Raw genomic sequence first — 24,577 nt, 5'->3', positions numbered from 1 at the left:
CCTAATTGCCTTGACGTTTAACTTCGTAAACATCTGGGATGTTCTTTAATTTAACAATTAATTCATGTAATTGTTGTGTATCAGCAACTAAAACCTTAAGTTTGATGATGGCTTGACTTTGATCATCAATGCGCCCATTGACTGCTTTAAGGTTTTTGACCGTATGGTTGACAACGTTTAAAACGTCGTTAATCATACCCGATCGGTCAAAACCAATGACTTGTATTTCTGTTTCATACTCATGTTCTTCTTGCTTTTCTTCGGACCAATGCACTGCAATCGTTCGATCATCCAATTCAATTTCACTTTTTAAGTTGGAACAATCTTTGCGGTGAACAGAAATGCCTCTGCCTCTTGTTATATAACCAACTATCTCATCACCGGGAACCGGGTTGCAACAACGACTAAGTCGCATCATTAAGTTATCAACGCCGTCAACCACTAATCCTTTTTCATTTCCTACTTTTTCTTTGTTAGAGTCGGTCTCCCTATCTTTAGAAATGACATTAGATAGCTTTACATTTTTGTCGACTTTCTTAATATTCCAAAAATGCATAATAGAAGTCGGTGAGATTTCTCCTAAGCCGATAGAAGCATAAAGATCTTCCATCTCATTGAAGTTAAATCTCTCAAGTAAGTCTTTTTCTTTGTTCTTTTTAAGTTCTATTTTTAAAGATGTTTCGTTTTCTTTCAGGGCTTTTTCAAGTATTTCCTGTCCAATTTCGCTATTTTTCTCACGCTCTTGCATTTTAAAATAACGTTTGATCCGATTGCGTGCTTTAGAAGTTTTAACAAACTTGAGCCAATCACGGCTAGGGCCAACAGAACTCGGATTGGTTAATATTTCAACAATATCTCCATTTTTCAAGCGATAATTAAGAGGAACGATATTACCATTAACTTTTGCTCCAACCGTCTTATTTCCTATTTCAGTATGGATATGGAAAGCGAAATCGACTGGACCTGAACCTAATGGTAATTCAAAGACGTCGCCTTTAGGAGTAAAGATATAAACTTGATCTTTAAAAACATCTTCTTTAATAAATTCCATGAATTCACTAGCATTCCCTGCATCATCTTCATACTCAACAATATCATGAAACCATTTTAACTGTTGTTGAATGTTATCTCGTGGTTGCTCATCGACTGTTTTCCCTTCTTTGTAGGCCCAATGAGCTGCTAGTCCGTACTCTGCCACTTCATGCATAAGGTGCGTTCTTATTTGAACTTCAACAGGTTTGCCTTGAGGTCCAATAACAGTCGTATGAATTGATTGGTACATATTAGCTTTAGGCATAGCAATATAATCTTTAAAGCGTCCTGGCATCGGCTTCCATTTTGTATGAATAATGCCTAAGACTCCGTAGCAATCCTTAATCGAATCGACTAAAACGCGAACCGCTAATAAATCATAGATATCATCAAACTCTTTTTTCTGATCGACCATTTTACGGTAAATGGAATAAATATGTTTCGGTCTTCCATAAACAGTAGAGTCCATGGACAGTTCGTCAATCGCATCTTTTATCTGATCAATGACAACTTGAATATATTCTTCGCGCTCATCTCTTTTTTGGTCCATTTGATGGACAATATCATAATAGGCTTGAGGATTAATATATCTTAAAGAAATATCTTCTAATTCCCATTTAATGACACTCATACCAATTCGTTCAGCCAAGGGTGCATAAATATCTAATGCTTCTTGAGACTTTTCAATTTGTTTGTGGGGTTTTTGAAATTTCAAAGTGCGCATATTATGTAAACGGTCAGCTAATTTAACCATTACCACACGAATATCTTTAGCCATGGCAATCAACATTTTACGATGATTTTCTGCTAATTGTTCTTCTTTACTTTGAAATTTAATCTTACCGAGTTTAGTAACGCCATCTACTAAGAAGGCGACGGATTCTGAAAATTCTTCCTGGATTTTTTCCAAAGTGTAGTCCGTATCTTCCACTACATCATGTAAAAAGCCAGTAGCTACTGTATCAGGGTCTAATTTAATATTCGCTAAAATACCTGCTACTTGAATTGGATGATTAATATAGGGTTCTCCTGAGAGACGTTCTTGCCCTTCATGGGCCTTGGTTGCTACTGCTAATGCCTTTTTTACAAAAGCTACCTTACTGTCATTCATATAAGATCGACAAATTGCTATAACTTCTTCACCAGTATAGACATCATTTCTACCCATATTATCACCACTCTTTCTAGATAATTTTTCTACTATTATAACTTAAATACTCACTATAAAACAATATTAGCCTCTTTAATACTATCAATCTTAGCTTATGCTAAAAAACAACTGGTCGAAAGACACAGTTGTTTTAAAATTTTATTCAGAAACAATTTTAATCCCTTTAGAAGCACCAATACGGTTTGCGCCTGCTTCAATCATTATTAATGCAGTTTCTTTATCGCCAACGCCTCCAGAAGCTTTGACTCCCATTGTTTCACCAACAGTCGAACGCATTAGAGCAATATCTTCTTTCACAGCTCCTGCTATTGAAAAGCCAGTGGAAGTTTTAACAAAATCTGCTTTGGCTGCTTTGGCTGCAAGGCAAGCTTTCACTTTTTCTTCTTTTTCAAGTAAACTAGTTTCGATGATAACTTTCACAATAATTTCTTCTGGAACAGCTTGAACGACTTGACGGATATCCTCTTCTACTGTTTCCCAATCAGCAGCTTTAGCCGCTCCGATATTGATTACCATATCAATTTCACTAGCCCCATTTTTCACTGCTTCTTTTGCTTCAAAAGCTTTAGTAGATGAAGTATTCGCTCCTAAAGGGAAACCAATCACTGTACAGACTTTGACGTCTGAATCCTTCAACAAATCACTCGCATAAGTAACCCATACTGGATTAATACAAACTGACATGAATTGATATTCCAAGGCTTCTTGACAAATTTGCTTAATTTGGTCTTTGGTTGCATTTGCATTTAATAAAGTATGATCGATATATTTATTTAATTCCATTTTAAAACTCCCTTTCAATTTCAGTGACATATGATAGGACACTTAAAAGATAAATAGGTGCCGTCTCTGCCCGTAAGATTCTTGGACCTAAGCTACAAATCTCAAAGCCATTTTCTACTAAGAAAGATACCTCTTGTTGTTCTAATCCACCTTCCGATCCAAATACCATAACTATCTTTTTATTCTTTTCGATATTTTTTAATATTTTGGCTAACAGATGGTGTTGACCTTCTTTAGCACTTTCTTCGAATGCCACTAGTTTAATGTCATGAGTACGATACTGATTAACAAAGTCTTTTAAATTTAAAAGCTGCTTAACTTCAACCTTTTTTAAACGTTTTGACTGTTCTGCAGCACTATCAGCAATTTTTTGTAGTCTTTCAACTTTTTTACCAGCTTTTTTCTGGTCCCATTTGACTACATCACGTTTTAAAGCTAATGGTTGAAAGCTGCTCATGCCGCATTCTGTAGCTTTTTGAACAATTGAATCCATTTTGTCATTTTTGGATAAACCACAAGCTACAACTACCTCGACCGGTAACTCCGTTTGACTGAGAGTCTCACTTAAGGGTGACATGATTTCTAATAGAGCATAATCATTCTTTTTTTTGAGATAAGAAGCTAGATACTTCTTTTGATCGTATACAACTATTAACTCCTTCCCTTGCTTAGCCCTTAAAACATTGACCAAATGATGACTGTCTGATGGATTCAAAACAACTTTCTTGCCAATTTCTACTATTTGATTCGAATCATCGATAAAATATTGATGCATAACTCACTCTTTCTTCTGAGCCGTGATACCAGCCCATCCTTTATAATAATTAATTTGGATTATTTCCCACTGATCTGTTGATAAAGAATCGATTACTTGTTCTGCCTTCTCAGTCAGTATGCCTCCAAGAATGAGATAGCCACCCTTTTCTAAAAGCTGATAGGCATCCTGATAGAGCTTGAGTAATATATGAGGTAGGATGTTTGCCATGATGATATTTACTTTTTCTTCAACACCTCTTAATAAATCATTGACATGAAATGATATAGGTGGTTGAAAATCATCAGAATAGCCCATATTTTGCCATTTTTGATAAGTAAGATTTTGTTTAGCAGCTGCGATTGCTTGAGGATCAAGATCGTATCCCACCACTTTTTGTGCGCTGAGAGCAAAAGCTATCAATGCAAGGATACCAGATCCCGTTCCAACATCATAAACTTTCTCGTCACCTCGCATAACCATTTCTAAAGCTTGCGCGCCGAGTCGGGTTGTCGGGTGATCACCTGTTCCAAAGGCAACTCCTGGGTCTAAATAAATAACTTTCTCATCCTTATATTTTGGAGAATAAGCATCCCATACCGGAACAACTTTTATAAATCGTGAAATTTCTTGAATTCGGTAGTTTTTCATCCAATTTTTTTGCCAATTTTCCATTTCAATCGGCTCTTTTTCCCAACTATAATCGAAATAAAGGTTATCTTCTAAATAACTATCGAACAAGTCTTTTTCTATATCTTGTTCAAAAAAACCTAAGACAAGCCCCCGTTTATCTTGTTCTTTAAGGGATGGAGCTAAAGGAATTTCTCCAAATAAATTTTCTTTATTTTCCATATATCCATCGACATTTATAAGCTGCGTCCCTTTCGCCCCCCACTCAAATAAGAGATGAGAAACATATTCCACTTCATCAGGCTTCTTAGTTTCAAGATAGATAGTCACTTTTGTCCAATGAGTCATTAAACCCCCCCAGTCAATGCATCTAAAAAATTTAAAGCTGAGCTTATTCACATTATGGAGGACTGTTTATCTTTTTTCAATCAAAAGAAGTTATTTTTTCAAGATTAAGTCTAGCTATTTTAATAAGGGCATGTAATAATAAATAATAGACTTTAGAATATTTGTAACTTTTTTTGAAATTTTCAAAAGAAAAGGATAAAATAGTAGTTGATATTCTATTTAATATAAAAGCTAATAAACGAGGTGAACTTCATGGCAGAAAAAAACTTAACAGCAAAAGATATCTTACAAAAAGAATTTTCTCGTTCCATGCGTGGCTATAATGCTGCTGAAGTCGATGAGTATCTCGATAGTATTATTCGTGACTATGATTCTTATCAAAAAGATGTAGTGTTCTTAAAGAATGAAAATGAGCGACTCATTGCTAAAATAGATGAATTAACTAAGCAGTTATCATTAGCTAAGAAAAACGTTTCAACAACTCCAGGTTCTGGCGTAACCAACTTTGATATCCTTAAACGTTTATCTAACTTAGAAAAACATGTTTTCGGAGCCAAAATTTCAAACACAGAGTATAGTCAAAATTAATGATCATAGTAAATTTCAGGTAATCGCGGTCAATTCATTTGGCTGAGGAAAGTCCATGCTCGCACAAGCTGAAACGCTTGTAGTGTTCGTGCTTAGCGAAACAATAAGCTAAGGTAGCCTTAAGGTGAACGGCGAGTGAATATTCTAAGGCTTAGCTAAGAATAAGTAATTCATAAAGTGCCACAGAGACGATCTTTTTGGAAACAAAAAGCTGAAACGCGGTAAACCCCTCGAGCGAGCAACCCAAATTTGGTAGGGGCACTCTCTGTATGGGAAAATGCGTAAGCATTGCTTAACTGAAAGAGAGACAAGTTATCTTGTAGATAGATGATTACCCTTTATTTATTCTTGCCTATGGAATAAATATTGACAGAACATGGCTTATCGAAATTTACTAATATAGGTATTTATAGATGCGTATAGTCAACAACACGATTCTGAGCCTAAAAGCTTGTTGAATCGTGTTTTTTTAAAAGGAAGGATTATCCATGAAAACATATCACTTAATTGCTACAGCAGCTGCAGGTATCGAGGGAATAGCTAATCAAGAACTCAAGGATTTAGGCTATGAAACACAAACAGAGAATGGTCGCGTGCGCTTTAAAGGAACTGCAGAAGATATTGCTAAAACAAACCTATGGTTGAGAACAGCTGATCGAATTAAAGTAGTGGTTGGCGAATTTAAAGCAACCTCTTTTGAAGAATTGTTTGACCAAACCTATGCGATTGCCTGGGAAGACCTCTTACCCATGGATGGAGAATTTCCTGTTTCAGGTAAATCGGTGAAATCAAAACTTTATTCTGTCCCTAACTGTCAAAGAATTGTCAAAAAAGCCATTGCCAAACGGCTAATGGATCACTATGCTCGTAAAATGCCTTTGAGCGAAACAGGTGATTACTACCCTATTGAAATATCGATACTAAAAGATGTGGCGATGATTACTTTAGACACAAGTGGAAGCAGTCTATTTAAACGAGGTTATCGAACTGAAAAAGGTGGCGCGCCTCTAAAAGAAAATATGGCAGCAGCTTTAGTCAAATTGACTACTTGGTTCCCTGACCGTCCTCTTTATGATCCAACTTGCGGGTCTGGAACAATTTTAATTGAAGCTGCCTTAATGGGACGCAATATTGCTCCAGGATTAAATCGGTCATTTGCAGCAGAAAAATGGGAGTTCTTTAATCCAGAAGTATGGTCAAAGGAAAAAACAAAAGCACGTCAAAAAATTAACCATGAAATAAAACTCAATATCTTTGGAAGCGATATAGATGGAAGAATGATTAAAATCGCCAAGCAAAATGCAGCAAATGCCGGTGTGGGAGAAGATATTACTTTTAAACAAATGCAGTTAACAGATTACCGTCCGAATGAAGAATATGGCATTTTAATCTCCAACCCTCCTTATGGAGACCGCTTGCTAGATGAAGATAAGGTACACCAACTATACCAGGACATGGGTACTATTTACCGTTTGATGACCACTTGGTCGAAGTATATTCTCTCAAGTGATGACTCATTTGAGAAATTTTATGGTGAAAAAGCTAGCAAAAAACGCAAGTTATATAACGGTGCCTTAAAAGTAAATTATTATCAATTTTGGTCTACAAATAAATAAGGGTCTAAAGTCTTTACTTTCCCTTGTTTACGTAAGGCTTGTTTTGCTGCTTGATCAGCTGCTCGATTTTCTTTTTCAGGAATCCATTTTAGAAAAAGTAAAGGATAATGGTCCATTTCAAAGAGAATAACTTTTAAAAGCTTGCTAAAATAGTCTTTTTTGGCAAAACGTTTTTCAATCGATTGGAAAACAATCTTAGAATCGGTTTTAATTTGAATGAGTTGATCTGTTTTTAATTTTTCTTGCTTGATCCATTGCATAGCTAATCTTAAAGCAAAAAACTCAGCTTGGTGATTATCCAGACATTCATTAATATAAAATTTAAAAGTAGCAACTTTTTCACCATTGAATACCAAAAAAGCTAGGCCCGCTTCTTTAGTTTTAGGATCAAAAGCGGCATCAATTTGTATCCACATAGGTTTTTCACCCTCTCTATTTTGAAAGGAGTCTCCTCAATTGACAGATCTTATTCATATGCCAAATAAGAGCGAATATTTCTATCGCAAAGCCATGAATGCGCTTGAACAAAATGATTATGCAAGTGCATCTAACTTTTTGAAAGAAAGCTATCAGATAGAACCTTCCCTTAAAGTGTTTAAAGAACTAATTTCTATTCATATTATTCAAAATAAAAGTCAAGCTGTCAAAAAGTTATGGCAAAATTTTCTTTCAGACCACTCCATACAAGACCTTGACTATGAATTAGCGATACTTTATGTTCATTCTTTACCTTATCTTTTTTCTCATCAAAAACTATTGATTCAGTTATATGAAATCAAAGAATATTTTGATCAAAAAAAATGGGATATCTCTTTGATTGTTAAACAAATTGAAAAAATTAAAGAAAAAGAAGCTCTTTCTAAAGAACTTCAACTCCTTATAAATACGAAGGGGTTAGATTCAAAGTTGAAACAATTGAAAGAACTAACCTTATATGAACTTTTAAAAGAAATCAAAAACTTCTATAGTTTAGATTACTCCCTTAAACATCCAATCTTGACTGCATTATTGGCTGACAAAAAGATAAGTCAATTCGTTAAAAGTGATATATTGCATCATTATATAGTTCGAAATTACCAGGCCCATCTAAAACTGACATGGTTTGAAGAAATTAAAATCATCGATAGCCTATCTCTAGTCCCTTATAAAGAAGATTCGACCTATTTACAAATAAAAGCTCTTCTTGAAGATTATACGGTCAATAATAATCCTCATATTTATGATGGTCTACTAGAAGAAATAAATTTATTGGTGATGGTATACTATCCATTTATCAAAGAAAAAATCTCAGACCCTGTTGCATGGTTTAATAGCTTTTTAAGTTATTACCATATAGAAAAAAGTGAAGAATCCGATCAAAATGAGCGAATGGATGAAATTCTCCAACAGGCTATCGATGAAATCAAACAACTAAGTCTATAGATAGAAATTTAAAGAAAACTTTCTAAATAAATTAGAGCAAGTCTATAGTAGACTCGCTCTAATTTTACTTCTCTTCTTCTGACTGTGTATCATTTTCCTTGGTGTTTTTATGGTGCACGGTAGGTTGTGGATCAAGAATGACATGCTTATCCTCTTCTTGTGGTGGTAAGGATATAAAATCAATAATATCTTTGAAATTAACTATGGTCTTCTCTTCAATAATATCTTGCATCATCATATCTGATTCTTGCCAATAAATATCTACAACAGCACTATTAGAAAGCAATTTTGTAATTATTCCTGTCATGCTACTTTCTCTAAATTTGAAAGTAATCTTATCCCCTATTTCTGGTCGAATTGCTAACTTTACTGATTCAATCATTTCAAGACCCGTTTCATAATCTACATCTAATAGCGAAGCGATACGTGACTTGCTTGTCCCGCGTCTTAACTCCTTTTCAATTAGACTTCGTTGCCCATCTGAAATTTTTTTCGACACGTTATCCCTCTTTTCTTAAATTGCCCTCTGTAATTGTTATTATACCACATTTTTCTTTTTTATTCTAAAGGTTACTCTTTCTCTACCTTTGGAACCCATACAGAAAGTGCTTGACTATGAATCTTAATTTTTAATGGTAAACTTGGGCCTTTATCGCCATCAATGTTCGCTTTTAGTTCACGTTCTTCATTCAAGGAAGCGAGTTTAATATCGAATGTTTTACCCTTTAACGACAAGATGGACTCATTATCTAATTCGTGTCGAGGCAAGCCTTTCTCTTCAATAAAAGTAGCTATACTTGATATAGCCAATGAACCCTTAAAAGCATAAAGATGACCCAATCCATCAAATAGCTGGTCTTGTGAAAGAAGATTTTCCATTCCTCCCACACTAGTAGTGAGTGTTAATAATATAAGATTGGTTTTAAGGTGATGAGATTCCTTTCCATCGACACTAATGTCTAAATCAAAATCTTCCTCTTCAAACATCGCTTTAAAGCCATCAAATAAATAAGCTAATACCCCAATCTTATTTTTTACTTTAGATTCAGTTTCAAATACTGCTGAAGGAATAGCTCCTAGCGCAAGAACATTCGCAAAATACTGCTCGTTAACTTGCCCGATATCCAATTTTTTTAACTCTAAAGATTTAAATTGATTAATGGCTTTTACTGGGTTTAGAGAGATTCCTAAAGATCTTGCTAAATCATTTACAGTCCCCAAAGGTAAAAAAGCAAAATGAGGTGGTTGTGAATTCTCCATTAAACCGGATACCACTTCCTTAATAGTGCCGTCACCGCCCAAACAAATAATAGTGTCGTATTCATCTGCAGGGGTAGTTTTTGCCCAATCATAGGCATCTTGAGGTTTTTCAGTTGTTCGGTGTTTGACTTGAGCATCGTATGTATTAATTAGTAAATCAGCTAACTGCTCAGCATATGCTTTGGCCTTACCCTTACCTGAACCTGGATTAGCGATGATTAAAACGCTCTTCATATTAACCCTCCTTTTTTTACATTATACCACAAGTCCTCCTAAACGATTTTCCCTTCCAATTTCTTTGAAAGTAAGTTACACTGATGTATATCATTAGACAGAGTAAAAGATAGAACGTCAAGTGTTGTTGGATGGGATGTGGCCAACAAACGAAAAGAATTTATTCTTGCGATACTATCTTTGCATTCGCTGCATTAATATTAATTGTAGCGCTCTCTTGTCAAAAAAAGGAGCGTATTTTTTATGCAAAAACCTGATTCCCGTCGTATTATTTCATATGGTAATAAAGGAAAACTAACCACCCTACAATTAACTACCATGGCTTTATTATTAGCGTTTCGTATTATGTTAGCTTATATACCAGCGTTTAGAGTAGGTGAAATTGCCCAAATTGGAGTTGGCTTTATCGGTACTGCTATTTCCAGCGCTATAATTGGTCCATGGTGGGCTATCGTTATATCGGTAGCTAATGACATTATCACTGCTCTTCTAAATGGCTATAGCTTCTTCTTCGGTTATACCTTTAGTGCCGGTTTAGCTGGTTTCATTTATGGTTAGTTTTTGTGGCGTAAAGAACGTAATTGGAAAAATATTCTTATAGCAGTTGTTTTAGTAACCTTTATTGTAAACTTAGGATTTGGATCTCTATGGATTAAAATGATGCAAGGTAAAGCTTGGGCAGCATTCATGCCAATTCGTATCGCTAAAAACGCTGTTTCTCTTCCATTGAACACAATTATTTTAGTGATTATCCTAAAATTGCCTGTAATTGATCGTTTAATCAAAAAATTCCAATTTTAAACTTTATGGTAGCTCTTTTAGGTAGGTAACGCACTACTTACTATTTATGAATTATCTTATAAAATTAATAAAAAGGGCAGAAGTTTAAGCTTCTGCCCTTTTTATTAACGAAAATTTACTGTACTAAATATTATAAACTTCACTCAAAAAATCAAAAAAATACTAGTAAACTTATTTAACAATCAGATTAAAAATTGTAAAAACTTGTGACATTTACTATATTTACGTATAATATGAAGATATGAAAATAAATGTAGCTTGCAACTACAGGAGGTATACTATGAAGAAAAATTATCGTGTATTGTTATATTACAAATATCAAAGAATTGAAGACCCTGAATTATTTGCCAAAGAACACTTAGAGTTTTGCCGTCGTATCGGTTTAAAGGGGCGCGTATTAGTCGGTGAAGAAGGAATAAACGGAACCGTTTCAGGCACCCTAGATCAAACACAAAAGTATATGGACTATGTTCATTCACTAGAAGGTTTTGAAGATTTATGGTTTAAACAAGATCTTGCTGATGATTATGCGCATAAAAAGATGTCTGTGAGAACGCGTGAAGAAATTGTAGCTTTAAACTTAGATGATGATATTGATCCACATGAAATTACAGGACAATATCTATCCCCTAAAGAATTTAAAGATGCTCTACTTGACAAGGATACAGTTGTTCTTGATACTCGTAATGACTATGAGTATGATTTAGGTCATTTTAAGGGTGCGATCCGTCCTGAAATTCGTAATTTCCGTGAACTTCCTGACTGGGTGAAAGAAAACAAAGAAAAATTTATGGACAAACGCGTTGTTGTCTATTGCACAGGTGGTATCCGCTGCGAGAAATTCTCAGGTTGGTTACTTAAAGAAGGTTTTAAAGATGTGGGGCAATTACATGGTGGTATTGATACTTATGGAAAAGACCCTGAAACTAAAGGTGAGCTTTGGGAAGGTAAGATGTATGTTTTCGATGAACGTATTGCTGTCCCAGTTAATCAAGTAAATCCTACAGTAGTCGGAAAAGATTATTTTGATGGAACACCATGTGAAAGATACGTAAATTGTGCAAACCCAGAATGTAATGAACAAATATTGACTTCTAAAGCAAATGAAGATAAGTATTTACGTGGATGTAGTGAGGCCTGTCGTCGTCATCCTCGAAACCGCTATGTCGCTGAACATAACTTTTCCACAGAAGAATGGGAAGAAAGATTAAATGCAATTGGAGAAAGCTTAAGTAAAACACATTCTGCATAATTTAAGCCGATAAAGGGGATAATGAAATGACTAATAAAGAAAGCAAGAATCATCTGCCACCTTTGGAGGGTCATCATTTAAAAGATAGTAAGCCTAATCTCAATCAAAGGCGGCAAAGATTAATCGACCAGAAATCTTCTAACTATGTTAATAGCGAAGAAGCTCGAGCAAGAAGATTGAAAAGAATTAGTGAACTTGAAAATAAGAGCTTTAATAATTTTGATAAGGCTATTCCTCAGTCAAATGAGGATAGAAGACAGTTTTCTTCTAATCATTATCAATCGCTTAAAGTCAAAAAAGAAACTCCTATAGGTGAGTCAGTAAGCAATTTACACAATAAATCGATTAAAAAAGATCGCTCAGAAAAGAAAGTTATTAAAAAAACTGAAACTGACACTGATTTAAAGCTAGAAAATAAGACTAATAATCATACTAGCAGTAATAAATCTAGTAAGTTCAGTCGAGACGCTATAGAATCAAACAGACCTCAACAGAAGTCAAATCAAAAAACTGAAAGTGAAAGTGACAACCACTCAACGGATAAAAATCTTTTTCAGACTTACCTTGATAAAAGAAGAAAAAGAAAAAAAGAAGTGCGTAGTCAACTATCTTTGGAAGGTCTTGACCGGTTTTCAAAAATTTCCTTAGTCCTTTCGATTATCTTTAATGTATTTAGACGTCTATTCATCTACTTTGTAGTTGTAGGTCTTCTTTTTGGCTTTCTCTTATCAGGTGTTGGATTAGGCTACTTCACTTCATTAGTATCTGATACGACTCCACCAAGTAAACAAGAGATGGCTGAAGCTATTAATCAAGTCGAACAACAATCTAGTTTATATTATGACTCTGGCGACCTTATTGCTGATATAAGATCGGACGTCGTTAGATCTGTTACTAATTTAGAAGATATTTCACCCTATATTAAAGAAGGTTTAATTTCCATTGAAGATCAAGCTTTTTATGAGCATTATGGTGTTAACCCTAAATCAACACTTAGAGCAGTGCTTCAAACGCTTATTACCGGGTCTGGTACTGGAGGATCAACATTAACTCAGCAATTAGTTAAGCAGCAGTTATTAACAAATGATGTTACTTTCTTTAGAAAGGCTAACGAAATTCTCTTGGCCTTAAGAGTTGAAAAATATTTTACCAAAGACGAAATATTAAACGCTTATCTCAATGTTTCTCCTTTTGGCCGTAATAATGAAGGAGATAATATTGCGGGAATTCGTGAAGCTTCTGAAGGCATTTTCGGCAAAGAACCAAATGAAGTTAATTTAGCTCAAGCTGCCTTTTTAGTTGGTTTGCCTCAAGATCCTTATAACTATACTCCTTATAACTATAACAGTTCACTTAGAGAGGATTTCAATCCTGGTATCAATCGAATGAAAGCTGTGCTATTCAGTATGTATCGTAACAAGGCTATTACTAAAGAAGAATACGAAACTGCGATTGATTATGATATTAGTAAAGATTTTATTAAACCTGAAAATCGTCCAATCGAACGCCAATCCTACCTGTATCAAACCGTCATGAATGAAGCCATTAAGAAATTAATGGAAATTAATGTCAATGACGATGGAAATCAGATGAGCGATGTTTTACAAGACATTGAATGGTATAATCAATATTATTCTGAAGCAGAAAACCAGCTGCGTACCGGGGGCTACAAAGTATATTCAACTATTGATAAAGAAATTTATGATCAATTACAAGAAACTGCTAAAGAAAACGTAGACTCATTAGGAGTAAGCTATGATGGGGTTTATACAGATCCTAGTACCGGTGAAGAAATCTATTATGTTGAAAATATTCAAACTGGTGTTGTGGTGATTGAAAACACTAGTGGAAAAGTACTGGGCTTTGTGGCTGGGACCGATTATGATAATAATCAAATTGACCATGCCTTTGCCACTCGCCGCTCTCCTGGTTCAACCATCAAACCACTTGCAGTCTATGCACCAGCAATTGAGAATAATCTTATTGCTCCTGCCACAATTGTACCCGATACACCATTTGTAGAAACTTATCCCGATGGAACTGAGTGGAAACCGACCAACTACGGCGAATCAATTTCTAATAAGTTTATCTCTGCCAGAGAATCATTAGCTAAGTCACTGAATTTGCCAACTATTCGAATTTATCAAGGGCTTATACAGCAAAACGTACCAGTCTATGATTATCTTGAACTCATGGGCTTTAAAGATGGCTTTGCATATGATCAAGAAGAAACATACAACCTAGCCTTTTCCATTGGTGGAGTGAATACCGGACCGACTGTTTTTGAACAAACATCTGCTTTTTCAACTTTTGCCAATAATGGTTATTATATTCAAGGGCATATTATCAGTAAGATTGTCGATTCATTTGGAAATACTGTATTTGAACAAGAAGTAGAGCCACAAAAAGTATTTAGTGAGGATACAAACTACTTAATGGTAGATATTTTAAGGGATACAACCGAATTCGGTTCAGGACAATATGCCAAAGCTAATCTGCAAGTTCCAGGAGACTGGATTGCCAAATCCGGAACTAGTGAGAATGCTAAAGATCTATGGTTTATTGCCTCTACTCCTTCTGTTACCATTGGTACATGGGCAGGCTATGATTCACAATATTATGAATACTTTGTTAACCCAGATGATGGACTTGGCAATGAATCGGTTCGTTCACAAATATACTGGGCTAATATCGCCAACGCCTTATTCAGAGTTCGACCTGATATTTTTGGATCTAATGAAGTCTTTGCACAACCCGCTTCCGTTGTTAGCCAAAATATTGTAGCAATGACAGGAACTTTACCTGGAAACATTACCTATAATAACCGAATTGCTAGTCTAAATGGCCCTATTAAACAAGATTTGTTTAAAAATTCAAATCCTGCTGCTCCACTCTCTTATAACTTCATGTTTAACGCTAGTGATCAAGATACTGCACGTTTTTGGAATGCTTATATGGAATCTATTGAGGAAAAGACAACATCAACGACCTCTGCTGAAGAAACAACGGATGAGGATGATGAGTCTCGTTCTGAAAGCACAGATGAAAATGGTAATCTAATACCGGCGCAACCAGAAAATAGCGAGACTGTTACTGAAGAAGTATATTATGAATAATTTTGCAAAATAAAGGCTCTATAATAAAAAGCTATGAGTTAAAATCTCATAGCTTTTTAATGTTTTTATTCACTCAGTGTTGAACCACGGTGTACTAATTTATGGGGAAGAATGATTTGACGCTGCTCGATACCCTCATCATTCATAATTTTCGTTAGCAAGCGCATTGCTACCGCTCCAACATCATATAAAGGATATTGTAAAGATGATAGTTGAGGACGCGAATATTTTGTAAGGACTGAGTTTTTACTAGTAAGTACTTGAAAGTCTTCAGGTACTTTAATATTTCGATCAGTTAGGGCATTTAAAATGGCTACTGCTAAGAAATCTTTAGTAGCGATAACTCCGGTAGCTTTAGCAGCTAATAATTGATCTACAATTATATCTCCTTCATCATCAGTAAAGTCACTTTGGATAATCAAATCTTCATCTACCGCTATATTATGCTTAGCCAATGCTGATTTATAACCAGGAATCCGATGCACTCGATTGACATAATACTTTTCTGAATCGGTGATAATAGCTGGTCTGTTACCCTTTTGAAGTAAGAAATCTGTCATTTCTTCTATTGCTAATCGAATATCAATTGATACTGTATAGAGATCAGGATCTTCACTAATCATACCCGCAATAACTACAGGTGTTCTTGAAGTTTTAATTAATGACTTAAGTTCTTCGCCGACATTATAACCCATATAGATAATACCATCTACTTGTTTAGCTAATAAATTATTAAAAACATTAATTTCTTTGTCGACACTTTCGTCGGCATTTGCTAAAATAATGTCATATTTGTACATAGCTGCTATATCATCAATTCCGCGTGCCAATGCCGAAAAGAAGATATTAGTAATGTTAGGAATAATAACGCCAACTGTGGTTGTTTTTTTACTGGCTAGTCCTCTTGCTACAGCATTAGGTCTATAATCTAAACGTTCTATAACTTCTGAGACTTTTTTTCTAGTACTTGGCTTTACATTTGGATTACCATTTACAACTCGAGATACGGTGGCCATTGATACGCCAGCTTCACGAGCTACATCATATATTGTAATTGTTTGCTTTTCCATGCCTACCCTTCTTTCAAATTTTTAATTTACTCTTTGAATTTAACATAAGCAGACAGATAGTGCAAGCGTTTTCTAGCTTTATTCTCAAGTTTTCACAGTTTTTTCATAAATAATGAACTCGCTCATTAGAGGGTGTTTGCTGTCTTCTCCAAACCAAAAGATAGGTTAACACTGATTTCATTTGTAGAGCAGTTTATCCTTCAACTTTTTGGATGGTCAGTGACACCAAATATGGCAGTGATGAAAATTTAACTTAATTAACCTACCATGGGAATAAGCACCTTATCAAATATAATCTATTCGAGAAAGAAGAAACGAAGAAACATCATCGGAGCTTTTAATTTATGGGAATCGCCGAATCGAGCGCAATGACAGACCATCATACTGCTTAAAGGAAGTAGTTATTATTAATAGCATTCAAGATTTTTAAAATACGCAATGATTATGAAAGTACGAGCGATGTTTACCGACCGAAGGAAACAGACACGGCACCTCAAAAAGCATTCTACTACAAACCGTCTTATGAATCACTCAAGTTTAACGAACGAGCCAAGCTCTTATCTGACGAAGGAAAGACACTCTACAGTCAACGAAGAATTGCTGTAGAGTCTGTATTCGATCATGTAAAGACAAATTTAAGCTCCTTCTTCGCCTTAGAGATAAGGTGAAGACTATTGTAAGACTGGTATTAATGGCCAATAATCAAGCAAATATGCAAAGCAGCGAGCTTAGAACGAAAAACACCTTTCCATTCTAAGCTCGCTGCGTTTTATGTAGCGGGTGAAGAGGCCTTTTGTCCAGCCTCTAAATTTATTTTAGTAGTTCATCTGTTTGCTTCTCGACTTCTTTTTTCACATCTTTTAGTTCTTCTTTTGTATCAACTTCAATATCTTCAATTTTGGCACTCAAGATGTCTTTAGATTGACTGAGGTCTTCTTTTACATGATCCCATTCTTTGCTTGCTTCTTTCTTTAATTCTTCAGCAGAACGTTTAATATGATCAGCTGAAGTTTTAAGATTTACACGGAAATCTTCACTCGCATCAGAAGCTGCGTCATACATCTCTACACCTCTTTCCACGGCATAGTCTGTATAATCATTAGCACGATCAATCCAATAATCTAATTCTTCATTTAAATCTTCACGTAACTCTCTACCTGATTTAGGAGCATATAAAAGAGCAGCTGCCCCTCCAATAAGAGCGCCTAATAAAGCTCCCGCTAAAAATCCATCATTATTTTTCATATTATTTTGCCTCCTTTAAATTAATTGAAATCTCACCAGCTGTTTTAGAAGGTTTTCCTTGAATAAAGGAATCTAAGCTTCTCTTTTCCTGTTTAGCTGGATCCTTAGCCAAAATCTCTGAATTTTTGGCTTGTGGCTTCACTTTGAAACGATTTACCATTCGCGATGCTTTTTGAATTGAATCAATTGGTGATTTTTTCTTGTTTTTCTTAAGCATATTTGAAACAAAGTTCGATGTCATTTCTTTAGTCGAGTCATTTAATTCTGAAACGGATGTTCCGACATCACCGATAGCAGTAAATAACGGATCGGTTTTTCCTAATTTAGCATTTAAATCATCTACAAGTGTATTTGACTTGTTCAGTAAACCTTCTACCTCAATTGATAGATGGTCAACATCTTTAGTCACCACATCAATGGTATTATTTAATTTGCTCACCGTTTCCTTCAGATTTGTCAGAATTTCACCAATTTTCATCAAGGTCATCGATAAGAATACAACGAGAATTGCAAAGGCTAAAGCTGCAATCATGGCTGCAATTTGACCAATTGTCATATCTAATCCTCCTTTGCTAAGTTACTAGCTTAAATATATCATGAAAGCGCATTTAACTCAAAGATAAGGGCTTAGAAATGAGCTATTTATTTATTAATTTTTTCTCACGCCCTTGTTGGAAGTTTGAAACCCTTAACTCTTTTAAACTTGTACGATGCAAGAAAGCATTTATTCGTTTTAAAATCATATTTCGAGTAATAATACCAATGAATTTCTTTTCTATATGGTTTTCAACCACACATAAAAAATTATTATCTACCAGTTTATGCAAAATTGATTCGAGCTTTTCGTTCATTGTTATAAATTCTGGTTTCCTTAAGTCTAAATGCTTAATTAATTTATAATTAAGGTTGTCAAAGTCTATGTCTTCTAAAGTAATAGCTTCTTTAACAATCATGTTAATACTTACTAAGCCCACTATTTGACCATTTTGATTGACCACAGGAATCATTGAATAGTCGACTTGATTAAGGACTAATAAGCCGTGAATTAATGAATTAAAGTCATAAAGATAGACTACATTATCAGCCGGGATAATAACTTCTTTTAGATTTTCAACAATATTTTTTGATAAGTTAGGATCTATCAAGATCAATCAGCTCCATCTAGTTTAAAATAATAAGACAAATCTTCTAACTGTATTGCATGTGAATTATAATAATCAACCTTAATAAAGTCATCGGAAATTTCAACTATAGAAAATGTTTTTTCTTGAATTTCGCCCCTTGCTTTTGCAATGGAACCAGGGTTCATAAATAAGATTCCTCGCTTCATTTCAGCATATAGGCGATGTGTATGGCCGTGGAAAACATATTTGGCATTCTTTTGTAAAGCTAATTCTAAAAGATTAATGTTTCCTTGATTTACTTGATACAAATGGCCATGAGTAATCAAAATTTTTCCCTTAGGGGTCGATAAAATTTCGCTAGATGGATAGCCTGGAGAAAAATCCATATTTCCTGCTACTTTAACATCGACAGCCTGCCAAATAGGATCATCAAATGAAAATTCTGAATCACCACAATGAATAATATAATCTACTTTATCCCTAAACTGCTGAATGATGTTTTTTACAATAGAGTAATTTCCATGATTGTCACTTAATACTAACAATTTCATCTCTATCCCTCCAACCAATCATTTAGTTTTTCTTTTAACTTCTCCACTGCTTGGCCTCTGTGAGAAATTTGGTTCTTACGTTCCGCAGAGATTTGAGCAAAGGTTTGTTGATCTTGAGGATAGTAAAATAGTGAATCATAACCAAAGCCACCCTCACCGATAGGCTCTTTGGTAATGATTCCTTCTACATTACCTTCAACAACTAATGAATCTTTTTGTGGATCTGCTAATACGATAACGGTTGTGAAATAGGCTTTTCGTTGATCACCGTTAAATTCTTTCAAATTTTCTAAAAGTTTCAAACGGTTTCTTTCGTCATTTTTTTCTTCTCCAGCATAGCGAGCCGAATAGACACCCGGCTCATTATTCAGTGCTGGAACACATAAGCCTGAATCATCTGATAGGGCTAAGCAGTTCATTTCCTTAGCGATTGTTTCTGCTTTTAAACGTGCATTCTCCTCAAATGTTGTACCTGTTTCTTCTACTTCTGGAATTTCAGGATAATCAAGCAAAGATTGAACTTGTAAATCAAAAGCTTCAAAAAGAGCTTTAAACTCTGCTATTTTTCCTGGATTATGACTAGCTATAATCAGTTTCATAAATTACTTCTCCTTTAATTTCACATTTTCTGACATCAAGATCTTTTCGAGCTAGCCAGTCGCTAGCCATTCGATCAAAGTGTTCGATGTCTCCTGTTGTATAGAAAGTTTGTGTAGGAGATTGTTGTAAGGCATCATTTGCTGTTCGACTTAAGTTAAAATAATCCAACAGCATACTAACATCATTAATTGTTTCAACTCCTGAATCAATCAGATGAACCTTAGGACCAACTACTTCTTGAATTAAACCGCGCATGATTGGATAGTGGGTACAACCAAGTACTAATGTGTCAATTTCTTTTTTTAATAGCGGGGAAAGTTCTTGCGACACTTTTTCTTTAGCTTGGCTACTATAAATTTGGCCAGTCTCTACCATTTCAACAAAAGACGGACATGCAAGTCCTTCTACGACCACATCATTTTTTTTATTGATAATCGTTTTTTCATAAATTTTACTCTGAATAGTTCCGATTGTTCCAATCACACCGATTTTTTTATTATTAGTTTGGATAATGGCAGCTCGACTACCGGGTTCAATTACGCCAACAACAGGTATGGGTAAAGTTCGCTTCAAATCTTCTAAAGCTGCAGCAGTCCCAGTATTACAAGCAATCACAAGCATTTTAATGCCTTTTTCACGCAAGAAATTGCTGAGTTGCCAAATATACTTCTTAACTTCATTTAACGGACGCGGACCATATGGACAACGAGCATTATCACCAATAAAAAGAACGGATTCATTAGGAAGTTGTTTTAAACTCTGTTTAACAACTGTTAATCCGCCGAATCCAGAATCAATAAAACCGATGGGTAAGTCTTTCATAAAATTCTCCTCACTTCACAATTATTATTTTAACATATCTATGCAAAAAAAGAATGGAAGTCATCTTGTTATTTACTAAAAAACAAGGCCCTTAATTAACAACCTACTGAAGTTGTTTGCAAGGCCTTGTTTTAAAATTAATTAACTTTTTTCTCGTTTTTCCATATAGCAAAGGACTTTTTAAAACTACCAATTAATCCTTTTTCACTATAAACTAGAACATTTGATTTATAGAACACAACCGATAACCAAATCGATAAGGCTAAGAAAACAATCGCAACTAATACCGATAACCATATTTCACTAGTGGCAACTGTGTCATTAGCCAAACGGAAAGGCATAATAAAAGGCGTAAATAATGGGAAATAAGAGCCTAAACGAACAATGGCTGAGTTAGGTGACTGCATACCGTATAAGGCAATATAAAAGCCTGCTACTGCTAATAAGGTGATTGGGGTGATCATTTTATTGACGTCTTCAGTTTTAGAAACTAATGAACCTAAAAAAGCTGCAAGTATTGAATAAATTGCCATTCCTATAACAGCAAACAATATTCCATATAATATCACCGGTCTAGCTTGTGAAATATAATCGCTGATTATGGCCGGATCAAAACTTTCGCTCATGGCTTGTGTGCCAGCTTGAATATTTTCCATATTTTCAGATGAGTTTACAAAAAATTGGGCTAATACTAAGCCGGATACATAGGAAATAATAACTCCTAGTATACCATATATGACTAATTGAGTAAGAATTACCAAGCCCACTCCAATCAGCTTACCTAAAAAATGCTGGGTAGCGGTGATACTGGAGAGAATAATTTCCATGATTTTAGAGCCCTTCTCTGCCGCAATTTCTTGAGAGACTATGGATACGTAACTCATAATAAACATTAAAACCACAAAACACACTACATAAGCCACTCCAATTTTAGCGGCAGTTACTGGATCATTTTCTGAAACCTCTGTAACAGCGCCATCATCGTCTGGTTGGATGCGAATAGTTTCAATGTCAACAGCACTATCTTTTAATTGATTCACTTCTTCTTGTTTTAAATTAAATGCTTCTGCTTGTTTTTGAATGCGATATTCTGAAAGTACTTCTTCGATATTATAAGTGGCAATATTCTTGCCTGAATTATGGCGATAGAACTTAGCATTAAGATCTACATTTTCGCCTTCAACAACTAAATAACCATCAATTTCTTCTGCAAATAAGGCTTCTTCAGCTTGCTTTTCATTTAAGTCAAATTGGTAGTCATTTTCATCTTCTATTGCAGCAATCAATTGATTAATCTCTGCATTTTCAGATACAATTCCAACATTGCCGACTGAAGAGCTGGATTGGTCAAGATAAATAAAATAACCGATTGCTAAAATAACCAACCCCATAATAATGGGGCCTGCTATCATCCAGAAAAAAGCCCAAGACTTCACATTTTTCCGATAAACCTCTTTTGCTACAAGCCACATTTTATTCATGAATTCGGTCACCTACTTTCAACTTAAATATTTCCTCTAAGGTCGGTGGTTGTTGAGAGAACATTGGGATAAATTGTCCTTGAGTGATTGTTTGGAAGATGCTAGGACCAAATGATTCATCGCTAAGATTTAAGGTGTAATGATCAGGGCTGGTACGAACTACCGAATCTACCCCTTCAATTTCTAGCAGGCTAGCTTCATTCCACTTTTTACTTTCAATATAAATGCGAATACGTCCAAACTGTTCTCTAACTTCATTAATCGAACCGTAAAGAACTTGCTCACCATCAAGAATCATGGCTAACTTATCACATATTTGTGACACATTTTCCATATTATGACTAGAAAAGATAATGCTCGATCCACCTTCTTTTAATTCTAAGATGCCTTGTTTTAAAAGGTCAGCATTGACTGGATCTAGGCCAGAGAATGGCTCATCTAAAATAACTAATTTAGGTCGATGGATTAATGTAGCAATCAATTGTATTTTTTGCTGGTTTCCTTTAGAAAGCGTATTAATCTTATCTTTTCGTTTACCTTTTACGGCAAATTTATCCATCCATTCATCTATTTGAGTGATAATATCAAGGTATTTCATTCCTCTAAGGCTAGCGAAATAGACAATTTGTTCTTCAATAGTCATCTTTTCATAAAGACCACGTTCTTCTGGTAAGTAACCAACTAAATCATATAATTGATTATTAATCGGCTTTTGATTCCAAGTAACTAGTCCCCCAGGTTCAGGATTTAAGAAATCTAAAATCATTCGAAAAACAGTTGTTTTCCCTGATCCATTTGGACCAATAAATCCCATAATCGTTCCCGATTCAATGTCAAAAGAAACATTCTTTACAGCTTGAAAACTACCAAATTTCTTGGATAGGTTTTTTACTTCTAACATTATATCCTCCTCTTAACTTTTTATGATTATTCCACATTGTCTAGCAGCGGATCAGTATCTTCACTGGTTGGAATCACTTCTTCTTGAGCCGCTTTGTCGCCAAATATTTCCGTCAAATCGACTAAATGAATGTTTGATCGATCATCTAATTTAAGCGTGATTGTTTGTCCTTCTTCTACAAATGGTAGGTAATCATTCAATTTTGCAGGCACTTGATAAACATTACCATCTAACATGAAATAATAGAAAGTTTCCCCCTCTTTTATAACAGCTTGGATTTTTTCAACTTTTCCGGTTACTTTTTCTAATGTGTCCTCATTGATTGCCTCTAAAACCACAGGATTATCTTCCCCATACTTTTGGATAAGCTGAGTCATATTGCTAGCAATGTAGACTTTCTGATAATCTTGAACATCTACTAAGCTATAATTTTTAATAAGACCGGAAGAGTCTTTTAAAGTTAAAATATACATAGGATTGCCTTGTAAGTTAATCAAGAGAGGGAATGTTGCAATATATCCTTTTTCTTGAACAGACCCTTCAGCTGAAGCCATAGCAGAGAACTCTTCGGCAGCAGATAAATTGTACATAGTAGCTTCTTTGGTTCTTAGATTAACTAATACAAAGCCAATGTTTGATTCATCTGATACAACAGAAGTGATACCAGTATAGAGGTAAATATCATCATTCATTGGTAGATAATTATAACCTTTGGAGGTTTCTGTTACGCCTTCTTTGGCAAAAACTGAGTTCCAAAAACCATTTTTAAATTTACCGTTTTGGTCTAACTGGTGCATGATTAAGTCAGCAGAATAAACGCGGTCTACCCAAGATGGGATCTCATCCATGGAGTATTTTTGGTGTTCTCCTGTCATCGCATTAACAATAATTAATCCATTAGGTTCTGGCTCATTAAGAAAGAAATTTCGTCCATAGCTAGTAGCTATATAATAAGGATTGCCCTCATCATCGATTTCAAAGTCAGGGCTTTCAAAAATACTGAATGGATAATTGAATCTTAAATGTCTAGAAATATTCCGACCGAAATGATCTGAATAAGAATATCTAATCGGTTTTTCAGGTGTTTTTACTTCCACTTTTCCAGTAACATTATCAACTTGAAGATAATGTGGGATTCCTTCTGAAAAGTTGTTTAACCACTTAAACAGTCCTGCATACTTCAAGGGAGTTACCCGGTAGGGTTCTGCTTCAATATTGATTTGGGTATATTCATCCGATACTTCAAATTGAGAAACAAGCTCAGTTAAAGCTCCTAAATAGCGATCTCCAAGGCGCACTGCTGTATCTCGATCCACTAATGGCACATTATCAATATTAACTTCAGGAAAAGTGGTCTCGAAATCTTTATTGACTGGTGAGATCATTTGACCATAATCTTTTGCCATAAAGAAAGGAGAAAAAACAAACTTCCCAATTAATCCTACTAATAAGACAATAACAACCGGCCAATAGAACAAGCGGTATTTCTTTGGCAATTTGCCGAATTTAATCTCAGTAACTTGATTAGGATTATTCTTGATCTGCTTGAACCACTGATTGGAATCTTTAATCAATTCGATGGCAAAAACACCGGCCACAATTAATAGAAGAAAAAACCAGCTTTGATAAGAAGCGTAATGGATAGGTGGTAGTGTGAGATAATAATAAACAAAGATAGCCAATGCTAATAATACATACAAATAGTTTGGATTAAATGAACGCTTGTTGGCTTTTTTATTAATCGTTTTTTCAGGTGTCACATCTTTAATAATCAAT

Annotated in this window: 24 protein-coding genes, 1 other RNA gene and 1 riboswitch; of the genes, 8 read left to right on the top strand and 17 right to left on the bottom strand. The window is 34.9% G+C overall.

Going from position 1 to position 24,577, the window contains the following annotated elements; genetic code table 11:
- Position 1: 1 nt before the first annotated feature.
- From ACQV2Q_RS01350 to ACQV2Q_RS01335, 4 genes are all read right to left on the bottom strand, one after another.
- Positions 2–2,200 (bottom strand): RelA/SpoT family protein, encoded by a 2,199-nt coding sequence (locus ACQV2Q_RS01350; protein ID WP_428872997.1) that lies wholly within the window; start codon positions 2,198–2,200, stop codon positions 2–4.
- 141 nt (positions 2,201–2,341) lie between these two features.
- The gene (gene deoC / locus ACQV2Q_RS01345) at positions 2,342–2,986 is read right to left on the bottom strand and encodes a deoxyribose-phosphate aldolase (RefSeq protein WP_428881711.1); all 645 of its coding nucleotides are present in this window, start codon (positions 2,984–2,986) and stop codon (positions 2,342–2,344) included.
- A gap of 1 nt (position 2,987) precedes the next feature.
- Complete coding sequence (locus ACQV2Q_RS01340) at positions 2,988–3,761, bottom strand: RsmE family RNA methyltransferase (protein ID WP_428874660.1); 774 nt, start codon at positions 3,759–3,761, stop codon at positions 2,988–2,990.
- A 3-nt stretch (positions 3,762–3,764) separates the two neighbouring features.
- Entirely contained in the window at positions 3,765–4,718 is a 954-nt protein-coding gene (locus ACQV2Q_RS01335; RefSeq protein ID WP_428872993.1) for a 50S ribosomal protein L11 methyltransferase, read from the bottom strand.
- 252 nt (positions 4,719–4,970) lie between these two features.
- On the opposite strand from ACQV2Q_RS01335, the gene gpsB reads away from it, so the two are divergent.
- From gpsB to ACQV2Q_RS01320, 3 genes are all read left to right on the top strand, one after another.
- Positions 4,971–5,306, top strand: coding sequence for a cell division regulator GpsB (gene gpsB / locus ACQV2Q_RS01330; RefSeq protein ID WP_428872992.1), 336 nt, complete (start codon positions 4,971–4,973; stop codon positions 5,304–5,306).
- Positions 5,307–5,317: 11 nt separating this feature from the next.
- An RNA gene (rnpB, locus tag ACQV2Q_RS01325) (RNase P RNA component class B) lies at positions 5,318–5,695 on the top strand.
- Between the two features lie 99 nt (positions 5,696–5,794).
- Positions 5,795–6,922: a THUMP domain-containing class I SAM-dependent RNA methyltransferase gene (locus tag ACQV2Q_RS01320; protein WP_428881710.1), complete on the top strand. Its 1,128-nt coding sequence runs from the start codon at positions 5,795–5,797 to the stop codon at positions 6,920–6,922.
- Here ACQV2Q_RS01320 and ACQV2Q_RS01315 read toward each other — a convergent pair.
- Positions 6,898–7,338, bottom strand: coding sequence for a ribonuclease HI family protein (locus tag ACQV2Q_RS01315; RefSeq protein ID WP_428874657.1), 441 nt, complete (start codon positions 7,336–7,338; stop codon positions 6,898–6,900). The genes ACQV2Q_RS01320 and ACQV2Q_RS01315 overlap by 25 nt on opposite strands.
- A 40-nt stretch (positions 7,339–7,378) precedes the next feature.
- Between ACQV2Q_RS01315 and ACQV2Q_RS01310 the strand changes: the two genes are divergently transcribed.
- The gene (locus ACQV2Q_RS01310) at positions 7,379–8,344 is read left to right on the top strand and encodes a hypothetical protein (RefSeq protein ID WP_428881709.1); all 966 of its coding nucleotides are present in this window, start codon (positions 7,379–7,381) and stop codon (positions 8,342–8,344) included.
- Positions 8,345–8,408: 64 nt separating this feature from the next.
- On the opposite strand, the gene ACQV2Q_RS01305 is transcribed toward ACQV2Q_RS01310, so the two are convergent.
- Positions 8,409–8,843, bottom strand: coding sequence for a DUF2187 family protein (locus ACQV2Q_RS01305; protein WP_428872988.1), 435 nt, complete (start codon positions 8,841–8,843; stop codon positions 8,409–8,411).
- 71 nt (positions 8,844–8,914) lie between these two features.
- Complete coding sequence (locus ACQV2Q_RS01300) at positions 8,915–9,838, bottom strand: diacylglycerol/lipid kinase family protein (protein ID WP_428881708.1); 924 nt, start codon at positions 9,836–9,838, stop codon at positions 8,915–8,917.
- 96 nt (positions 9,839–9,934) lie between these two features.
- Positions 9,935–10,032: riboswitch (THF riboswitch) on the top strand.
- Positions 10,033–10,081: 49 nt separating this feature from the next.
- Between ACQV2Q_RS01300 and ACQV2Q_RS01295 the strand changes: the two genes are divergently transcribed.
- The 4 genes from ACQV2Q_RS01295 to ACQV2Q_RS01280 all read left to right on the top strand — a co-directional run bounded on the left by ACQV2Q_RS01295 (position 10,082) and on the right by ACQV2Q_RS01280 (position 15,007).
- On the top strand, positions 10,082–10,396 hold the full coding sequence (locus tag ACQV2Q_RS01295; RefSeq protein WP_428881707.1) for a hypothetical protein: 315 nt from the start codon (positions 10,082–10,084) through the stop codon (positions 10,394–10,396).
- A gap of 3 nt (positions 10,397–10,399) precedes the next feature.
- Positions 10,400–10,639 (top strand): hypothetical protein, encoded by a 240-nt coding sequence (locus ACQV2Q_RS01290; RefSeq protein ID WP_428881705.1) that lies wholly within the window; start codon positions 10,400–10,402, stop codon positions 10,637–10,639.
- Positions 10,640–10,919: 280 nt separating this feature from the next.
- A complete protein-coding gene (locus ACQV2Q_RS01285) occupies positions 10,920–11,891 on the top strand; it encodes a rhodanese-related sulfurtransferase (RefSeq protein ID WP_428874653.1) in 972 nt (323 codons plus the stop codon).
- Positions 11,892–11,917: 26 nt separating this feature from the next.
- A complete protein-coding gene (locus ACQV2Q_RS01280) occupies positions 11,918–15,007 on the top strand; it encodes a transglycosylase domain-containing protein (RefSeq protein WP_428881704.1) in 3,090 nt (1,029 codons plus the stop codon).
- A gap of 65 nt (positions 15,008–15,072) precedes the next feature.
- Here the strand turns inward: ACQV2Q_RS01280 and ccpA are convergent, their stop codons facing one another.
- The 10 genes from ccpA to ACQV2Q_RS01230 all read right to left on the bottom strand — a co-directional run bounded on the left by ccpA (position 15,073) and on the right by ACQV2Q_RS01230 (position 24,576).
- Positions 15,073–16,077 carry a catabolite control protein A gene (ccpA, locus tag ACQV2Q_RS01275; protein ID WP_428872981.1) on the bottom strand — a complete coding sequence of 335 codons (1,005 nt, stop codon included), beginning with the start codon at positions 16,075–16,077 and terminating at the stop codon, positions 15,073–15,075.
- 810 nt (positions 16,078–16,887) lie between these two features.
- Positions 16,888–17,322, bottom strand: a complete 435-nt coding sequence (locus ACQV2Q_RS01270; RefSeq protein ID WP_428872980.1) for a YtxH domain-containing protein — start codon at positions 17,320–17,322, stop codon at positions 16,888–16,890.
- A gap of 1 nt (position 17,323) precedes the next feature.
- Positions 17,324–17,878 (bottom strand): DUF948 domain-containing protein, encoded by a 555-nt coding sequence (locus ACQV2Q_RS01265; protein ID WP_428872979.1) that lies wholly within the window; start codon positions 17,876–17,878, stop codon positions 17,324–17,326.
- Between the two features lie 82 nt (positions 17,879–17,960).
- Positions 17,961–18,473 carry a cyclic-di-AMP-binding protein CbpB gene (gene cbpB, locus ACQV2Q_RS01260; protein ID WP_428874651.1) on the bottom strand — a complete coding sequence of 171 codons (513 nt, stop codon included), beginning with the start codon at positions 18,471–18,473 and terminating at the stop codon, positions 17,961–17,963.
- The gene (locus tag ACQV2Q_RS01255) at positions 18,470–18,997 is read right to left on the bottom strand and encodes a metallophosphoesterase (RefSeq protein WP_428872975.1); all 528 of its coding nucleotides are present in this window, start codon (positions 18,995–18,997) and stop codon (positions 18,470–18,472) included. Before ACQV2Q_RS01255 ends, cbpB begins: the two co-directional genes overlap by 4 nt.
- 2 nt (positions 18,998–18,999) lie before the next feature.
- Complete coding sequence (locus ACQV2Q_RS01250; protein WP_428872973.1) at positions 19,000–19,596, bottom strand: XTP/dITP diphosphatase; 597 nt, start codon at positions 19,594–19,596, stop codon at positions 19,000–19,002.
- Entirely contained in the window at positions 19,577–20,419 is an 843-nt protein-coding gene (racE, locus tag ACQV2Q_RS01245) for a glutamate racemase (protein WP_428872971.1), read from the bottom strand. Before racE ends, ACQV2Q_RS01250 begins: the two co-directional genes overlap by 20 nt.
- Positions 20,420–20,556: 137 nt before the next feature.
- Entirely contained in the window at positions 20,557–21,900 is a 1,344-nt protein-coding gene (locus ACQV2Q_RS01240) for an ABC transporter permease (RefSeq protein ID WP_428872969.1), read from the bottom strand.
- On the bottom strand, positions 21,893–22,801 hold the full coding sequence (locus tag ACQV2Q_RS01235; RefSeq protein ID WP_428872967.1) for an ABC transporter ATP-binding protein: 909 nt from the start codon (positions 22,799–22,801) through the stop codon (positions 21,893–21,895). The genes ACQV2Q_RS01240 and ACQV2Q_RS01235 overlap by 8 nt, the downstream gene beginning before the upstream one ends.
- Before the next feature lie 26 nt (positions 22,802–22,827).
- Positions 22,828–24,576 carry a hypothetical protein gene (locus tag ACQV2Q_RS01230; protein WP_428872966.1) on the bottom strand — a complete coding sequence of 583 codons (1,749 nt, stop codon included), beginning with the start codon at positions 24,574–24,576 and terminating at the stop codon, positions 22,828–22,830.
- Position 24,577: the final 1 nt, after the last annotated feature.

This window comes from Facklamia sp. P12950 (assembly GCF_050409465.1).
Taxonomy (GTDB): domain Bacteria; phylum Bacillota; class Bacilli; order Lactobacillales; family Aerococcaceae; genus Facklamia.
Note: the sequence above shows the minus strand (reverse complement) of the source record. Positions and strands in the feature narration are given on the sequence as shown.

Excerpts from the sequence above, each read along its gene's own strand:
- ACQV2Q_RS01350 (WP_428872997.1), bottom strand. The coding sequence starts at position 2,200 with ATGGGTAGAAATGATGTCTATACTGGTGAAGAAGTTATAGCAATTTGT.
- gpsB (WP_428872992.1), top strand. The coding sequence starts at position 4,971 with ATGGCAGAAAAAAACTTAACAGCAAAAGATATCTTACAAAAAGAATTT.
- ACQV2Q_RS01315 (WP_428874657.1), bottom strand. The coding sequence starts at position 7,338 with ATGTGGATACAAATTGATGCCGCTTTTGATCCTAAAACTAAAGAAGCG.
- ACQV2Q_RS01240 (WP_428872969.1), bottom strand. The coding sequence starts at position 21,900 with ATGAATAAAATGTGGCTTGTAGCAAAAGAGGTTTATCGGAAAAATGTG.
- ACQV2Q_RS01270 (WP_428872980.1), bottom strand. The coding sequence starts at position 17,322 with ATGAAAAATAATGATGGATTTTTAGCGGGAGCTTTATTAGGCGCTCTT.
- ccpA (WP_428872981.1), bottom strand. The coding sequence starts at position 16,077 with ATGGAAAAGCAAACAATTACAATATATGATGTAGCTCGTGAAGCTGGC.
- ACQV2Q_RS01265 (WP_428872979.1), bottom strand. The coding sequence starts at position 17,878 with ATGACAATTGGTCAAATTGCAGCCATGATTGCAGCTTTAGCCTTTGCA.
- racE (WP_428872971.1), bottom strand. The coding sequence starts at position 20,419 with ATGAAAGACTTACCCATCGGTTTTATTGATTCTGGATTCGGCGGATTA.
- ACQV2Q_RS01285 (WP_428874653.1), top strand. The coding sequence starts at position 10,920 with ATGAAGAAAAATTATCGTGTATTGTTATATTACAAATATCAAAGAATT.
- ACQV2Q_RS01300 (WP_428881708.1), bottom strand. The coding sequence starts at position 9,838 with ATGAAGAGCGTTTTAATCATCGCTAATCCAGGTTCAGGTAAGGGTAAG.
- ACQV2Q_RS01320 (WP_428881710.1), top strand. The coding sequence starts at position 5,795 with ATGAAAACATATCACTTAATTGCTACAGCAGCTGCAGGTATCGAGGGA.
- ACQV2Q_RS01255 (WP_428872975.1), bottom strand. The coding sequence starts at position 18,997 with ATGAAATTGTTAGTATTAAGTGACAATCATGGAAATTACTCTATTGTA.
- ACQV2Q_RS01335 (WP_428872993.1), bottom strand. The coding sequence starts at position 4,718 with ATGACTCATTGGACAAAAGTGACTATCTATCTTGAAACTAAGAAGCCT.
- ACQV2Q_RS01340 (WP_428874660.1), bottom strand. The coding sequence starts at position 3,761 with ATGCATCAATATTTTATCGATGATTCGAATCAAATAGTAGAAATTGGC.
- ACQV2Q_RS01250 (WP_428872973.1), bottom strand. The coding sequence starts at position 19,596 with ATGAAACTGATTATAGCTAGTCATAATCCAGGAAAAATAGCAGAGTTT.
- ACQV2Q_RS01280 (WP_428881704.1), top strand. The coding sequence starts at position 11,918 with ATGACTAATAAAGAAAGCAAGAATCATCTGCCACCTTTGGAGGGTCAT.
- ACQV2Q_RS01295 (WP_428881707.1), top strand. The coding sequence starts at position 10,082 with ATGCAAAAACCTGATTCCCGTCGTATTATTTCATATGGTAATAAAGGA.
- deoC (WP_428881711.1), bottom strand. The coding sequence starts at position 2,986 with ATGGAATTAAATAAATATATCGATCATACTTTATTAAATGCAAATGCA.
- ACQV2Q_RS01235 (WP_428872967.1), bottom strand. The coding sequence starts at position 22,801 with ATGTTAGAAGTAAAAAACCTATCCAAGAAATTTGGTAGTTTTCAAGCT.